This window comes from Lysinibacillus sp. OF-1 (assembly GCF_028356935.1).
GTDB lineage: Bacteria > Bacillota > Bacilli > Bacillales_A > Planococcaceae > Lysinibacillus > Lysinibacillus fusiformis_D.
The window spans coordinates 2,207,708-2,221,347 of the sequence record NZ_CP102798.1; the positions used below are offsets into that span (position 1 = coordinate 2,207,708).

Sequence of the window (13,640 nt, forward strand, 5' to 3'; positions counted from 1 at the left end):
ATTATCAAAATGAGAACCTCTCTACATAATGATAATGTCCTAGCGTAACAAATCATAGAATAGTAGAAATAGCTAGGACACGAAGGAAATAAGCAAGCAACATGACATTGTTAGGAGGAACATCATGAGTCTTGAATGGATACTTTCAATTATTGAAAACAACTGGCAAATGTTTTTACGAGGTGCGTATTATACGTTACTGATTTCGATTATTAGTACAATTATTGGTGCATTCATCGGATTTTTCATTGGAATTATGCATACGATTCCAGTTCGTAAAAAAGGTTTAAAATTTTATAGCTTAAAGCTTATTAATTTTATCCTGACATGCTATGTTGAATTTTTCCGTGGTACACCAATGATTGTACAGGCTATGGTAGTCTACTACGGACTAGATATTGCATTTGGTATCGATATGCATTTTATTACAGCAGGTATTTTAGTCGTTTCCCTTAACACAGGGGCCTATATGGCAGAAATTGTTCGAGGTGGTATTGTCTCGATTGATAATGGTCAATACGAGGCAGCGTCGGCAATTGGTATGAATCACTTCCAAATCATGCTGCATGTTGTTTTACCACAAGTAGCACGCAATGTCTTGCCAGCGACAGGTAACCAATTAATTATGAATATTAAGGATACAGCCGTATTAAATGTCATTGGGGTAACGGAATTATTCTTCCAAACAAAATCAATTTCAGGTAACAACTTCCGTTATTTTGAATCATTCTTTGTTGCATGTATTCTTTATTTTATCATGACATTTACCGCATCTCGCATCCTTCTCTATGTTGAAAAACGTCTAGATGGACCTGATGCCTATCAAAAAGAACAAAAAGAAGCTGTATAGGGGGACGCACAAATGGCAGTGATTAAGATTGAACATTTAAGTAAATCATTTGGACGTAACCAAGTGTTAAAAGATGTAAATTTCCAAGTAGAAAAAGGCGAAGTCGTTTGTTTAATTGGCTCTTCTGGTTCTGGTAAATCAACATTACTTCGTTGCATCAATTTATTAGAAACGCCAAGTGGTGGTCAAATTATTTATAAAGGGGAAGACATTTTAGATGATAAGCACAATATTCAAGAATATCGTACACATCTAGGAATGGTATTCCAGCAATTCAATTTATTTAACAATCACAATGTGTTAAACAATTGCACAGTGGGCCAAATCAAAGTATTGAAGCGATCAAAGAAAGAAGCAGAAGAAACGGCGCTTAAATATTTGAATATCGTTGGTATGGATCAATATGTGAACGCCAAGCCTCGTCAGCTTTCAGGGGGGCAAAAGCAGCGTGTGGCTATCGCTCGAGCATTGTCAATGAATCCAGATGTCATGCTATTTGATGAACCGACTTCGGCATTAGACCCAGAAATGGTCGGTGAGGTATTAAAGGTGATGCGACAGTTAGCCACTGAGGGGAATACAATGTTAATCGTGACACATGAGATGGAGTTTGCCAAAGAGGTGGCAGATCGTGTCGTCTTTATGGATAAAGGCATCATTGTCGAGGAAGGCCCGCCATCACAAGTATTAGTAAACCCTCAGCATGAACGGACAAAAGAATTTTTAAAGCGGACATTAAAATAAGCATAGAAAAAGTGAGTCCGATTTATTGGACTCACTTATTTTCTAGAATTCCATTCTGCATAAAGAACAAAGCAGATTGCAAATGCTACAGCAATAATAAAAAACCATTGCGGTACACCACCAAAACTCATCATAACACCTCAAATAGTCATTTTTTTTGGATAGAATAGCTATAGTCTTTCTTTTTTCTCCACAAAAGCCCAAAAATATTATAAAATAAGCAATAGACATTAGCTTCGGCTAGTAAAGAGAGGTAGAGAGAATATGTTACATTTAAAATGGAAAGATGCGCCAACACTACGAACGATAACTTGCAAACATACAAATGCATCAAAATACTTAGTGTCCAATGTATTAACAGTAGGGAAAGAATATGAAGTAAAAAATGAAACAGAAGAGTTCATTTTTATCATCGATAATACAGGTAATGTCGGTGGCTACTATAAAGATTATTTTGAATAACATAAAACAGGGTGGTTCAGATTATATGCTGAGCCACCCCTTTTTTGTTAATCGCGCTGATAGCCTCTGGCACCTGCCACATCTTGTAGCTGTTGTTTTTCTTGTTCAGTTGCTGTATGCAGGGCAAACACATCTTTAATCGCGGTTTGCAGTTCTCGCTGCGTTTCTTTAAATTTCGAAACCTGTTGTTCAAACGATGGACTAGAGAAGCGATCATGTGCCTGAGCTAATCGTTCTTCTAGCTGTGCATAGTGATGATCCATATGCATAGAAAGCATCATCGCCAGCTGATTTTTCCAAAGAGGAATCAAAGTGACAATCGAAAATTCAATTTTTTCCGCTAACGTTTGATTCGCCTGTTGAATCATGCGTATTTGAGGAGCCGTTTGCAGCGCTACTTGCTGTGATACTTGTAAATCATAAATACGTTGATCCAACCTTTCAATTTGTGCGGCAAAGTCATTGAGCTGCTGAATAGCAAGCGGTTGTTTCGTTGCTTGAACACTCGTTATTTGTGTGGGTAACTCAACCTCAATGGCTTGCTGTTTTTTCATTTGACCTGCTGCAATAGCAGTAGCCAGCTCCTCAAAAAATCCACGATTATGAGCATAAAGCGCTTCTAAGTTTTCGACATCCTTGATCAACTGAAGCTGTGCACGCTCTAGCTGAACGCCAATACGTTCCACCTGAATACTAATACGCTCAAATTCTGTTAATGTTTGCTTCACAGTCGGCTCTGTTTTTCCAAAGATTTTTTTGAAAAAGGTTTGTTTCTTTGGTTCTAAAGCCGTCGGGTCTATTCGATCTAACGTGTGCATTAAGGAATCAAGCATTTGACCGATTTTTGAGACGTCCTTTTGCTTCACTTGCGCAAGCATGCGATCAGCAAATTGAGACAGAGCTCGCTGTGAATCTTGCCCAAGGGACAGCAATGATTCAAAATCTGTCAAATCAATTTGACTAGCATAAAGTAAGGCACGACTTTGTGCAAGAGGCGATAGCGTTTCATAAGTCGCCATCGCCTCATTTTGTGGAGTTGTTTCTAAATAGGATTGGACCAGTGGAGAAAGCCCTGGTATGGTATTCAGTTGAAATGCGTGTTCATTTGCTGTCATTTATCGTCCCCTCGCCAATCCAATTGTTCTCTACGTCTAAGATTGGAACGATTTGCAAATTCAATCTCCATTTGTAGGGTATCAATATCATTAGCAAGCGCGTCCTTTAAATCAATTTGAATCGTATCATTTAAATCAGTTAGCGTTTCACGTGTTTTTGATAATGTTAATTGAATTTCTTTATCCTTCACAGGCTGCTTCGAAAGCATTGTATACTTATCCGTTAATTCCACAGCAGAAGGTAAGTGTGCATAGAAAAAGGGCTCTACATTATAAAATTTTCGTGGGTCTGTCTTCACAATTTTGACGATATTTTTAGAAATACGCGTCATTTCAAGTAATTGTTTAAACGCAGATACAGAACGTACGCGTAAATAGTTTTGACTTAATGTTTGAATATGCTTATTAGCTGCTGATAATTGTGTTTCAATATGCTTGAATTCTTCTTTTGTAATACCTGCTATTTGCATGACTTTCTTTTTTTGTCTATGTTTCAGCAACGCTGTACTCGTCGCATAGGAACCCGCAAACAGTAAACCACCAAGGAAGAATCCAGGATTTGCCGCAATTGCTGCGATAGAAACGGTCGTAAGCGAAATAAGAAAGCTGGCAGAATGTCTAGAAAAAAACTGTCCGACACTAAGCATTGTTTCATCCTCCTTGCTTTTCAATATGTCTATCTTCTTATACGAAATAATCGACATAAAGTTTCATTGAAAAATGATCCCTTACATAAATTTTACTGCTATTTGTTAACTTTCTCAATGATAATACATAGAATAAGTGAATTGTTTCTCCAAATGCGTCGATTTTGTCCTCCTAATGAACGATTGTGGCATTGGCATGAGCGATTCAACGGTCATCTCCCCATATCAGTACTAATAACCATTCAAGCGTTAACTAAAACAGTAGCATCCATTCATAAATAGGATGACCCAACCCCAAAAACATTATGAATGGGAACAAAATGATAGGTCTTAGCTCAAGGGCACGTCTTTTTTTAATTGAAACTTTACCCAAATAAATTCGTAAAATAGTTAAAGGGGGAAAGAGCATGACAAAAATTTATATGATGTCGATTACTAAAAATATAGATGAACAAGTATGGGAGCAAAAGGTGATAGAAAAGATCTTTGAGAAAAAATCAAAGCTAAAAGCGTATTTATGCAAAGAGGGATATTTGAAGGAATCCAAAAATCAATATGTGAAAATCAATGAAGCATCTATCTATGTTGCGACGATTCAAAAAATAAAAATTAAATAATCGTCAGAAGTCTGAACGTGGCTTTTTGTTGCCTTTTATAGTTCTTACAATAATGCGGTGTAGTATTAATTTAATAGAAGTAGGAAGAAAGGTATGGAGATTATTTGATGAAGAAAGATATTCAAGAGTTGCTTGATGATCACAATTTATTTGCGAGACAAATTGCTAATGTAAGGTTATCGAATTTATCATTTGATGTATATGAATTTAGAGATAACTATGTTATGCAAGTCGATGTAATATTTGCAGAAAAAAGTCAATTTGATACTATTCAAGAGGCATTTTCAGCGATCTTTAAAAAGGAATTGTTTGATGGAGAGGAGTGGGAAGTTAATGATGACCCAGACCCTTCAGATGAACAATGGATAACGGCGTTAGAAATGGGCTGGATTAATGAGTATTACCCCAAAAAATACAGTTATATGGAGTTAGTGAACAAAGATGATTTTATCAGTAGATTTAAAAATGAGTTAGCATACCTTAATGCTCAAGAGGCCATTGTAAAAGAACTTTTAACTAGATTGAATAATGTCGAAATTATTCAAATAAAAAAGGGACATACATATGATTATATATTTGGAAAATCTGATAGTCATTATTTTTTATTTGAATGGGGAATATATGATTAGTATGTTGTTGACTATTACGAACATTAAATAACGCTCAAATGAAAAGATGTTCCTAGTTTTGGGGAATGTTTCATATCAATGTATGGCGAAAAGGGAATGCTTTCTTTACTCTTTTTGACGTCCCGTATAACAGTACAAAAAAAAGAGCCAGACTAAACAATGTCTGACTCCATACGTACGTATCCTTTTAACTCATCGTACAATTCTAATGAAAATGAATTGGAATCAGCTTGAGGGCTGACGCCTTTTTGGACAAAAAGGAGGAATTCATTAAGCGCTTTTTCAGAGCCTTCTACTTCCACTTCAATTTGCTCTGCGTCATTCAATCGGCAGTAGCCTTTTAACCCTAATTCAATAGCTTTTTGTTTGATGAAAAAACGGTAGCCTGTGCCGTAAACATCACCAAAAAATTTGATACTTGCTCGTTTGTTCAAGGGAATACCTCCTAGCTAATGGGGGAGAGGGATGAGCCTCTCCGTTTATTGCATGACACGTTCTTTTTCTAAATAAGCAATTAAGTTATTAATATAATAAAGAACATGCTTAGATGCCTCATCTACTTCCTTTAAATGGACATCGGCTTGCTCGATATGGCCAGCTTTATGGGCTTCTGCAGCAAGCTTCGCTGATTCATGGACACGTAAATGATAGCCATCCAACTCATGATAGTCCTGTAAATGGCCGAAACGTTCTACTGTCCGTGGCGCTGTGTACCATTTGCCAAGTCGGCAATCTCGATGAGAAGAAACATCGCTTGGTTCCACTTTTTCTAGGCCAAGGAACATATTATAAATGCGCCATTTCCATAAAATATGATCAGCCTTCGATAATTGTAAAAGAGCAATAGATGAAAGCTGCACATTATTGTTGGCAATAATATCATTACGGAAACGGTTAATTTCTTTCCCTAATAAATGAATGTCACTGGATGTATTATGGCTATAATCACGAATATCTTCCTGCAAACTTGAAATTTCAATCATTCTCGCAGAGACTTCATCAATTGCAGCTGCTTGTTGTTGTGAAATGGCTGCTGTATTTGTAACATCTAAATTAATGCCTTCAATCGCATGCACAATGGCATTTAATAATGGTAATGAATCTTTTGCCTCGACAGTAGCTTCTTTAATGATGGCTGTCGTTTCTGTAATGGAATGAGACACATCATTGGAATAACTCTTTAAATGATGAACATTCGCAGATACTTCGCTTAGAGCAGAGACCGTGTTTTCAGCTAGCTTTCGTACTTCTTGTGCTACGACCGCAAAGCCTTTTCCATGTTCACCTGCACGTGCGGCTTCGATGGAGGCATTGAGAGCAAGTAAATTCGTCTGATCTGCAATTTGGTTGATTAACGTGACAACCTGCTCAATATCATTTACCCGCTTTTGCAATTCTGAAAATGATTCTACGATAGAAGTAAACGTTTCTTCCGTTTTAAAAATTTCTGATAAGGCATGCTCAATCGCATTTTTCCCTTGCGTTGCATGGTCAACAGATTCAGTCGTTTTCTCAGATATATGAGAAGACATACGCGCTACCTCATTAATAGAAGCGGCAATCTGTTCTGTTGCAGCAGTGGAGGATTGAATTTCCTCATTTTGTTTATCTAAGCTAAAGATCAAATCTTTCATGTACATAATTTTGGCATTAACATCCATTAAAGAGGATACTTCGCCCACTACATTTTCAATAATGCGTTCCGTCAAGACTTCCACTAATAATTCTTGATCGACATTGACAGCGGATTGGAATGATTTCATAAATTGAAATGCCTTATTCGGCTTGATACCAAAATTGTGTAAAATATATGTCGTAATATAGAATGCGAATTGATTAAATACGACAATTAGTTTACCAGGCTCATATTGATGCTTGCGAAATAGATTGAAAAATTTGACAGTTTCGTCTACATAATTATCATCACGTGTTGCTAAGAAAAATTGTGTTAAGTATTGATTGATATTTTCTTCACTAATGGTTAATTGAGAGGTAGGGGATATCTCGCTTAAATAATGATGAAAAATGGCATTCATGGAGGGGGTAATATCTTTTAGCTTTTGATAGAGTGTCCTCAAATGCTCCTCATCCTGTGAATGAAAATGGTTGAATGCCAGTGTTTGATGGAATCGGCCTGTTGCATGCAAATCCGTACCACGTTTTAGAAGCTCTTCTAACTCTGCTTTAGGTCGAATACTTGAAAACATAAAAATTCCTCCCAAAAAGTATGTATAATAAGGTAATAATAGCATAATTCAGGTGGTTTTAATAGACATTTCAGATGTGTTTGCTAAAATGAAATTATCTAATGACAGCAAGGAATGGGCAAATATGTATACAATTATTTACATGAAAGCGGACTACGAGCCTTGGTGGAAATTTGAAGGCTGGGAAGCTTTTATTCAAACACAAGATACATTTGAAACGAAGGAGCTTTTTGAAAGTGCATTACAGCAAAAATTAGCACACTTTCGTTCCTCTTATGACAATGAAATGACGAAAGAAGGGCAGTATTGGGCTTTTTGGTCTGATGACGAAAGCTTCTATTGTGAGGCTTGTGATGACGATGCACAAGTTTATCATGGCATTATTGCTTGTAAAATCGGAGAGTTGTAAAAAGATTTTGAAATAAAGTAAAAAAACAATTTCTTTATTTGACAAAATTATGAATGGCGGTTATACTTAGGTTAACAATTTAATTGCTTCACCGGAAACATGAATTCACATATTACAAAAAGTGATCGCGTTAGTTCGGTACTCTTTGTAATATGTGAATTTTTTTCATTCCTTGAAGAAATTACATATTGTTCACTTTTATTTTTTGGAGGTTTTCTTAAATGAAACAAGGTACAGTAAAATGGTTTAACTCAGAAAAAGGTTTTGGATTCATCGAAGTTGAAGGTGAAAACGACGTATTCGTACACTTCTCAGCTATCCAAGGCGAAGGTTTCAAAACACTTGACGAAGGTCAAAAAGTGGAATTCGAAGTTGTAGATGGCAACCGCGGACCACAAGCTGCTAACGTAACTAAACTTTAATTCTCAGTAATTAAAAAATACTTTCGTTAAACCCAGACATCCTATGCAAATAGGGTGTCTTTTTTTGTAGCATTTAAAAGTTTAAGGGATTACAAATCATTATTTAGGTTATATATAGAGTAGTGGATAGAATGAGCAAAGTGAAGGATAGCCCGCAAAATTGGAGAGCATCTGAGCAAAGCGGTGGATAGGATAGCAAAAGTAGCGGATAGACTGCGTAAAGCGAAGGATAGCTTTATGAAAGTAGTGGATAGAATGAGCAAAGCGAAGGATAGCTGCAAAAATGGAGAGCATCCGAGCAAAGCGGTGGATAGAATAGCAAAAGTAGCGGATAGACTGCGTAAAGCGAAGGATAGCTTTATGAAAGTAGTGGATAGAATCTGTAAAATGAAGGATAGCCCGCAAAATTGGAGTGCAACTGAGCAAAGCGGTGGATAGGATAGCAAAAGTAGCGGATAGACTGCGTAAAGCGAAGGATAGCTTTATGAAAGTAGTGGATAGAATCTTCAAAGTAAAGGATAGCTCGCAAAATTGGAGGGCAACTGAGCAAAGCGGTGGATAGAATAGCAAAAGTAGCGGATAGACTGCGTAAAGCGAAGGATAGCTTTATGAAAGTAGCGGATAGACCACACAAAGCGAAGGATAGCCTGCAAAATTGAAGGGCAACCGTGCTAAGTAGAGAAAAGACTGCACTTAATAGTAGCGAATACCATGGAAAAAATTCTAGATTGTTTGTAATAATGAAGGAGGTAGATGGATTTGCAGAATGTAGAAAAATTGCCTGAGGAACAGGAGCAGCAAGATTTTTATCAGAAGTTGCGTATGAAATTAGTAGCTTTTCTTGGATCGAAGAAGGGGAAAAAGAATAAATTTACGCCTTATTTAATGTTTGTGCCTGATTTATTTCATTTATTAATTAAAACAGTAACCGATGCGGGTGTAGATAAGAAAAGTCGAGCTTTAATAGGGGCTTCTATTGCGTATTTTGTGCTGCCGATTGATCTGATGCCAGAGGGATTATTAGGCTTTGGTGGCTACTTAGATGATGTGGTGCTGGCGACTTTTGTGATCAATACGATCATTAATAAATTGGGGCCGGAAGTAGTGGAAAAGCATTGGACAGGGGACGATAAGCTGTTACATGTGCTACAAAAAGTTGCAGAAGTGAGTGATGAGGTAGTCAGTAAGATCCCTGTGAAATCACCAATCGCTCAGTTTGTGAAGCAAGAAAGTAAGGATAAATAATAATATTATGTAAACTCTATTCCCCCAAAAAATGAACCTGCTTACCACAGGTTCATTTTTTATGTTGCGCTTCTAATAAATGATGGAGCTGTTGAACGGGTACGAACAGGCCGACACGACCAATCGGCTCATGTTTCATCGTCGCAAAGATAATGCCAATGACCTTCCCCTGTTGGTCGATTACAGGGCTACCACTATTCCCCCGATAAACCGGGGCTTTCAGCATCATAACGGGCTCCTGCCAATCCTCTAATTGAATGGATTCTAGTAGTGTCCCTTCATTCGCAATACCTGTAAAGGCGAGAGGGTTACCAATAAAATAAATATGTTCATCCGCAGAAAAAGGTGGATCTTCTGCTAGTGGGAGATAGGGGAGTTGCTCGGCCTCCACTTGTACTAGAGCTAAATCTACTGCTGGATAACTTTCGATTAACGTTGCCTCCATCAATCCCTCGTCTGGAAATACAACAGATAATGAAGTGGCATCTTCTACTACGTGGGCATTGGTGACAATAAGCCCGTCAGGAGAAATGGCAAAACCAGTGCCTTTGCTAGAGCCAGTCGAGATTTCAACGACTGCCTTTTTATAGGTTTGTATATCCTCTTGTGCCGAGAGTCGGGTTGAAACTTTGATGAATTCAATCGCTGGAATGGAATAAATTTGAAAAACTAAGGCGAATGTATTGAAAAATAGGACCATTGCCATGCCCCACACCATCCAACGCACAAGAGGTTTTTGTTTTTTGGGCTTTTTTCCATGAAGCCGTTCTTCTCGTTCTCGTGCTAATGCTTTTTGTTGTTCTTCGAGTACGAGCTCAATGAATTCTTCTTCCGTCAATTCTTCTTGCTTGGATGTTGCATTATGTATGTCACTCATATAAGACCCCCTAAGCTAAAATAACAGGTGCCCAAGCTGGACGCCTGTTATCATCAAACTATTCTATTTTTTGCAAGGTGGATGTTACAACAAATGGTTCATCTTGATCTGTCTCCATCGTATCCTCTATGCGAATTAGGCCTATATCTTTCACAAAATATTTGGTCGTCGTCATTTGATCTTTAGAGCGGGTTAGCTGGATCACATCTTGATAAATGTTTGTTCCTGTATCAACAGTGGCGGTCGTTGATTGAATGGTCCAGCCTTGAAAACTTGTCCCAACTTGTAATGGCTTTTGAAGAATTGTTTCCAGTACAGGATAAGAAGCTGCCTCTGCTGCACTTGGCAAACTTGGATTGCTGTCAACTGGTTCCCGATAGACAAGATCAATATTTGTATCCGTTATGCGATAGATTTTTAAGAGAGTCACACCACCATTATCCTCTATTTGTGCAATATGCTGTGGATCGAGATAGGTTGTACGCAGTGTGAAGCTAGCAAACTCATTTCCTTCTCCTTGAAAATAGGCCGTAGACCCATCAGCTGGAAAATAGGAGAGAAGCGATGTTTGTTTCTGCTCAACAGGCTGTTTGTCCTCCGCAGTTGGCGTGGGCTCTACTTTTCCTTCTTCATTACAACCAGTGAGTAAAAATGCAAGAGAAAATACTAGGACAAAGTGTCTCATAGGCATACTCCTTCGCTATTTTCTTTCATTATACGTGAATGCGAGACGTTATACGAGTGATATGAGGTTAATATAAATAATTATATTATGTAAACTATAAACAGAAACTTGTCTCCCATGGGAAAATTAACTATGATAGAAATGAAGTTGAAGAGTGGGGGGCAAAGATATGTATAGACAAATTGATGATTTTTTACAGGAATGGTCGAATGCATCTAAAGGAACACTGCAAGTATTACAGGCTCTAACAGATGATAAGCTAAATCAAAATATTGTGGAGGGCCACAGTACACTTGGCTGGCTAGGCTGGCATTTAGTTGGGGCTGCAGGCTATTTTAGTTATCTGGCAGGCTTAAAGGTGCCAACGATTCGACAAGAAGATCCCGTACCAACGACAGCTGCTGACATTGTGACAGCCTATGAAAATATTGCCAACGGTATTAAAGAGGAAGTGGCAAAGCTTTCTAACGAAGATTTACTAGAGGTAGTCAATGGCTTTACAGCGCCAATGCCAAAAGGGGCTTTATTACGTGTATTGATCGACCATCAAACACATCATCGTGGACAAATGACGGTTCTGCTACGTCAAGCTGGTTTACCAGTACCTGGTGTGATGGGACCAACAAAAGAAATGCAATAATTATTCAAGCGGCAGATAAATCATTTATCTGCTGTATTTCTAAAAATTGACACTTACCTACTAGTAAGTTAGTATAAAACCATGACAAATAGAAAAACGCAAATTATAGAATTATCATTGAAGCATATTCAGGAAAAAGGTTTCACATCATTTAGTTATGACCATTTAGCTAAAGAGCTTGGCGTTACGAAGGCAAGTATTCATTATCATTTTGAAAAGAAAGGAGACTTAGGGGTTGCGGTTTGCGAAAGGATTCAACAAGGGCTAGAAGGGACGTATAAAACGATTCAAGATTCCGCTATACCAGTGGAGGAAAAACCTTTTGCTTTTATTTTGCAACGAGTAAAATGCCTAGAAAAAGAGGGTGTTTGTCCTATTTCAGCTTTACAGGCAGATTATCAAGAATTACCACAACGGATGCAAGACAAGCTACAACAGCTTAGTCAAATGGAAATCGATGTTTTTATAGCCCTATTGAAGGAAGCCAAACAACAGGGTGCACTCCAAGCGACGGATGATTTAGAGTCTCTAGCCATATTGCTTATTTCTAGTACAAAGGGTGCGTTACAATATAAACGCGTTTTAGGAGAAGCGTTTTTTGTAAAAATGCTGGAGCAATTAAAGGCGTTATTAAAATAATTTTCTAAATAAGAAGGAGAGATGTGCATGGTACGAAGAGTCGTTGTGACTGGATATGGTGTTATATCTCCATTAGGGAATACAGTTTCAGCCCTATGGGAGAATATAAAAACTGGGAAATCAGGAATTCAAAAAATTCAAGGAGAGCAATTCAGCGGTATTAATACGCAAATTGCAGGGACGATTACGGATTTTGACGCAACACAGTATATGGATAAAAAAGAAATCAGTAAGTATGATTTATTTGTGCAATATGCAGTTGCCGCTTCTCAACAAGCTTTAGAGCAAGCCAATTTAAATATGGAGCAGATCGATAAGGAGCGTCTAGGTGTTTATGTTGGCTCAGGCATTGGTGGTATTGAGACGATTTTAGAGAATCATCAGGCAATGCTCGATAATGGGCCTAGAAGGGTGTCCCCATTCATGGTGCCAATGATGATTAGCAATATGGCCGCGGGAATACTAGCGATACAAACAGGCTTTAAAGGGCCAAGCTTTTCACCTGTCTCAGCCTGTGCAACAGGAAACCAAGCGATTGGAGAAGCCTTCTTAGCTATACGACATGGCTATGCGGATGGCATTTTAGCAGGTGGAGCAGAGGCGCCCATCAATCCACTTAGCTTTGCAGGTTTCTCACGAATGAAAGCAATGTCTACCAGAAATGATGAGCCAGCAAAAGCAAGCCGTCCCTTCGACAGTGAGCGAGATGGCTTTGTCATGTCAGAAGGAGCTGGCATCGTATTCTTAGAGGAATATGAACATGCCAAACAAAGGGGCGCAACGATTCTTGGTGAGATTGTAGGCTATGGTGTCACAACAGATGCTTACCACATTACAGCACCTGATTATACGGGCGCTGCCAATGCGATGAAATTAGCCTTAAAAATGGGCGATATAGATGTATCGACTGTCGATTACATTAATGCGCATGGTACTAGTACACCAGAGGGCGATAAATCCGAAACAAAGGCAATTAAAAGTGTCTTTGGCGAACATGCCTATCACTTAAAGGTGAGCTCTACAAAATCGATGACAGGGCATCTCTTTGGAGCGGCTGGGGGCATCGAAGCCATTGTTACATTGAAAAGTATAATGGAAGGCATCATTCCGCCAACCATTAATTACGAAACACCAGATCCAGAGTGTGATTTAAACTATGTGCCGAACAAGGCACTGCAACAACCTGTCAATATTGCGTTATCCAATGGTTTTGGCTTTGGAGGTCATAATGCCGTACTAGCGTTTAAAAAGGTGGAGGAATAAAAATCGAGTAATCGTGGATGAAAAGAATGGTAGGAGCATCCAGCTTCTTACCATTCTTTTATTTTTGCCCCTCCTAAGAAATCGTTTCAATAAGCCTTTCTTATAATAAATAAATCAATCAAAAGCTATATTATGGTAATTGGAAAAGGTAGAGAATTATCAGCAGGACAAGCAAATCTCTATGTCGTG

Annotated in this window: 18 protein-coding genes; 12 read left to right on the top strand and 6 right to left on the bottom strand. The window is 38.2% G+C overall.

Translation table 11 applies throughout. The features are described 5' to 3' along the window. Window positions 1-124 precede the first annotated feature (124 nt). The 3 genes from NV349_RS10710 to NV349_RS10720 all read left to right on the top strand — a co-directional run bounded on the left by NV349_RS10710 (window position 125) and on the right by NV349_RS10720 (window position 2,056). Window positions 125-850 carry an amino acid ABC transporter permease gene (locus tag NV349_RS10710; RefSeq protein WP_036126030.1) on the top strand — a complete coding sequence of 242 codons (726 nt, stop codon included), beginning with the start codon at window positions 125-127 and terminating at the stop codon, window positions 848-850. Window positions 851-862: 12 nt separating this feature from the next. Continuing rightward, the gene (locus NV349_RS10715; RefSeq protein ID WP_036126028.1) at window positions 863-1,594 is read left to right on the top strand and encodes an amino acid ABC transporter ATP-binding protein; all 732 of its coding nucleotides are present in this window, start codon (window positions 863-865) and stop codon (window positions 1,592-1,594) included. A gap of 264 nt (window positions 1,595-1,858) precedes the next feature. Then, the gene (locus NV349_RS10720) at window positions 1,859-2,056 is read left to right on the top strand and encodes a DUF6501 family protein (RefSeq protein ID WP_036126026.1); all 198 of its coding nucleotides are present in this window, start codon (window positions 1,859-1,861) and stop codon (window positions 2,054-2,056) included. A gap of 47 nt (window positions 2,057-2,103) precedes the next feature. Here NV349_RS10720 and NV349_RS10725 read toward each other — a convergent pair whose 3' ends face one another. Next, entirely contained in the window at window positions 2,104-3,171 is a 1,068-nt protein-coding gene (locus tag NV349_RS10725; protein WP_058844434.1) for a toxic anion resistance protein, read from the bottom strand. Further along, on the bottom strand, window positions 3,168-3,818 hold the full coding sequence (locus NV349_RS10730) for a 5-bromo-4-chloroindolyl phosphate hydrolysis family protein (protein ID WP_036126015.1): 651 nt from the start codon (window positions 3,816-3,818) through the stop codon (window positions 3,168-3,170). The genes NV349_RS10725 and NV349_RS10730 overlap by 4 nt, the downstream gene beginning before the upstream one ends. Window positions 3,819-4,225: 407 nt before the next feature. On the opposite strand from NV349_RS10730, the gene NV349_RS10735 reads away from it, so the two are divergent. Beyond that, window positions 4,226-4,435, top strand: a complete 210-nt coding sequence (locus tag NV349_RS10735) for a hypothetical protein (protein WP_271913365.1) — start codon at window positions 4,226-4,228, stop codon at window positions 4,433-4,435. Window positions 4,436-4,542: 107 nt separating this feature from the next. Beyond that, complete coding sequence (locus NV349_RS10740; protein ID WP_271913366.1) at window positions 4,543-5,064, top strand: hypothetical protein; 522 nt, start codon at window positions 4,543-4,545, stop codon at window positions 5,062-5,064. A gap of 152 nt (window positions 5,065-5,216) precedes the next feature. On the opposite strand, the gene NV349_RS10745 is transcribed toward NV349_RS10740, so the two are convergent. Both NV349_RS10745 and NV349_RS10750 read right to left on the bottom strand, forming a co-directional pair. Next, a complete protein-coding gene (locus NV349_RS10745; protein ID WP_036126007.1) occupies window positions 5,217-5,498 on the bottom strand; it encodes an acylphosphatase in 282 nt (93 codons plus the stop codon). 45 nt (window positions 5,499-5,543) lie between these two features. After that, the gene (locus NV349_RS10750; RefSeq protein WP_271913369.1) at window positions 5,544-7,271 is read right to left on the bottom strand and encodes a methyl-accepting chemotaxis protein; all 1,728 of its coding nucleotides are present in this window, start codon (window positions 7,269-7,271) and stop codon (window positions 5,544-5,546) included. Between the two features lie 88 nt (window positions 7,272-7,359). Between NV349_RS10750 and NV349_RS10755 the strand changes: the two genes are divergently transcribed. The 4 genes from NV349_RS10755 (at window position 7,360) to NV349_RS10770 (ending at window position 9,347) form a co-directional block, all read left to right on the top strand. After that, window positions 7,360-7,680, top strand: a complete 321-nt coding sequence (locus NV349_RS10755) for a DUF1033 family protein (RefSeq protein WP_230593917.1) — start codon at window positions 7,360-7,362, stop codon at window positions 7,678-7,680. A gap of 221 nt (window positions 7,681-7,901) precedes the next feature. Further along, on the top strand, window positions 7,902-8,102 hold the full coding sequence (locus NV349_RS10760) for a cold-shock protein (protein WP_004230088.1): 201 nt from the start codon (window positions 7,902-7,904) through the stop codon (window positions 8,100-8,102). Between the two features lie 183 nt (window positions 8,103-8,285). Beyond that, entirely contained in the window at window positions 8,286-8,540 is a 255-nt protein-coding gene (locus NV349_RS10765) for a hypothetical protein (protein WP_271913387.1), read from the top strand. 315 nt (window positions 8,541-8,855) lie between these two features. Then, on the top strand, window positions 8,856-9,347 hold the full coding sequence (locus tag NV349_RS10770) for a YkvA family protein (RefSeq protein ID WP_271913390.1): 492 nt from the start codon (window positions 8,856-8,858) through the stop codon (window positions 9,345-9,347). A 52-nt stretch (window positions 9,348-9,399) separates the two neighbouring features. Here NV349_RS10770 and NV349_RS10775 read toward each other — a convergent pair whose 3' ends face one another. Then, window positions 9,400-10,224 carry a S1 family peptidase gene (locus tag NV349_RS10775; protein WP_089933597.1) on the bottom strand — a complete coding sequence of 275 codons (825 nt, stop codon included), beginning with the start codon at window positions 10,222-10,224 and terminating at the stop codon, window positions 9,400-9,402. Window positions 10,225-10,282: 58 nt separating this feature from the next. Then, window positions 10,283-10,909 (bottom strand): hypothetical protein, encoded by a 627-nt coding sequence (locus NV349_RS10780; protein WP_089933593.1) that lies wholly within the window; start codon window positions 10,907-10,909, stop codon window positions 10,283-10,285. Window positions 10,910-11,078: 169 nt separating this feature from the next. Between NV349_RS10780 and NV349_RS10785 the strand changes: the two genes are divergently transcribed. From NV349_RS10785 to fabF, 3 genes are all read left to right on the top strand, one after another. Next, window positions 11,079-11,549, top strand: coding sequence for a DinB family protein (locus NV349_RS10785; protein WP_058844429.1), 471 nt, complete (start codon window positions 11,079-11,081; stop codon window positions 11,547-11,549). Between the two features lie 81 nt (window positions 11,550-11,630). Continuing rightward, window positions 11,631-12,188: a TetR/AcrR family transcriptional regulator gene (locus NV349_RS10790; RefSeq protein WP_058844428.1), complete on the top strand. Its 558-nt coding sequence runs from the start codon at window positions 11,631-11,633 to the stop codon at window positions 12,186-12,188. A 27-nt stretch (window positions 12,189-12,215) separates the two neighbouring features. Continuing rightward, window positions 12,216-13,451, top strand: a complete 1,236-nt coding sequence (gene fabF, locus NV349_RS10795; protein WP_271913395.1) for a beta-ketoacyl-ACP synthase II — start codon at window positions 12,216-12,218, stop codon at window positions 13,449-13,451. The last annotated feature ends 189 nt before the right edge of the window (window positions 13,452-13,640 follow it).

Bases quoted from the DNA above. Each gene is read 5' to 3' on its own strand.
- NV349_RS10710 (WP_036126030.1), top strand. From the start codon at position 125: ATGAGTCTTGAATGGATACTTTCAATTATTGAAAACAACTGGCAAATG.
- NV349_RS10715 (WP_036126028.1), top strand. From the start codon at position 863: ATGGCAGTGATTAAGATTGAACATTTAAGTAAATCATTTGGACGTAAC.
- NV349_RS10720 (WP_036126026.1), top strand. From the start codon at position 1,859: ATGTTACATTTAAAATGGAAAGATGCGCCAACACTACGAACGATAACT.
- NV349_RS10725 (WP_058844434.1), bottom strand. From the start codon at position 3,171: ATGACAGCAAATGAACACGCATTTCAACTGAATACCATACCAGGGCTT.
- NV349_RS10730 (WP_036126015.1), bottom strand. From the start codon at position 3,818: ATGCTTAGTGTCGGACAGTTTTTTTCTAGACATTCTGCCAGCTTTCTT.
- NV349_RS10735 (WP_271913365.1), top strand. From the start codon at position 4,226: ATGACAAAAATTTATATGATGTCGATTACTAAAAATATAGATGAACAA.
- NV349_RS10740 (WP_271913366.1), top strand. From the start codon at position 4,543: ATGAAGAAAGATATTCAAGAGTTGCTTGATGATCACAATTTATTTGCG.
- NV349_RS10750 (WP_271913369.1), bottom strand. From the start codon at position 7,271: ATGTTTTCAAGTATTCGACCTAAAGCAGAGTTAGAAGAGCTTCTAAAA.
- NV349_RS10755 (WP_230593917.1), top strand. From the start codon at position 7,360: ATGAAATTATCTAATGACAGCAAGGAATGGGCAAATATGTATACAATT.
- NV349_RS10760 (WP_004230088.1), top strand. From the start codon at position 7,902: ATGAAACAAGGTACAGTAAAATGGTTTAACTCAGAAAAAGGTTTTGGA.
- NV349_RS10770 (WP_271913390.1), top strand. From the start codon at position 8,856: ATGGATTTGCAGAATGTAGAAAAATTGCCTGAGGAACAGGAGCAGCAA.
- NV349_RS10775 (WP_089933597.1), bottom strand. From the start codon at position 10,224: ATGAGTGACATACATAATGCAACATCCAAGCAAGAAGAATTGACGGAA.
- NV349_RS10780 (WP_089933593.1), bottom strand. From the start codon at position 10,909: ATGAGACACTTTGTCCTAGTATTTTCTCTTGCATTTTTACTCACTGGT.
- NV349_RS10785 (WP_058844429.1), top strand. From the start codon at position 11,079: ATGTATAGACAAATTGATGATTTTTTACAGGAATGGTCGAATGCATCT.
- NV349_RS10790 (WP_058844428.1), top strand. From the start codon at position 11,631: ATGACAAATAGAAAAACGCAAATTATAGAATTATCATTGAAGCATATT.
- fabF (WP_271913395.1), top strand. From the start codon at position 12,216: ATGGTACGAAGAGTCGTTGTGACTGGATATGGTGTTATATCTCCATTA.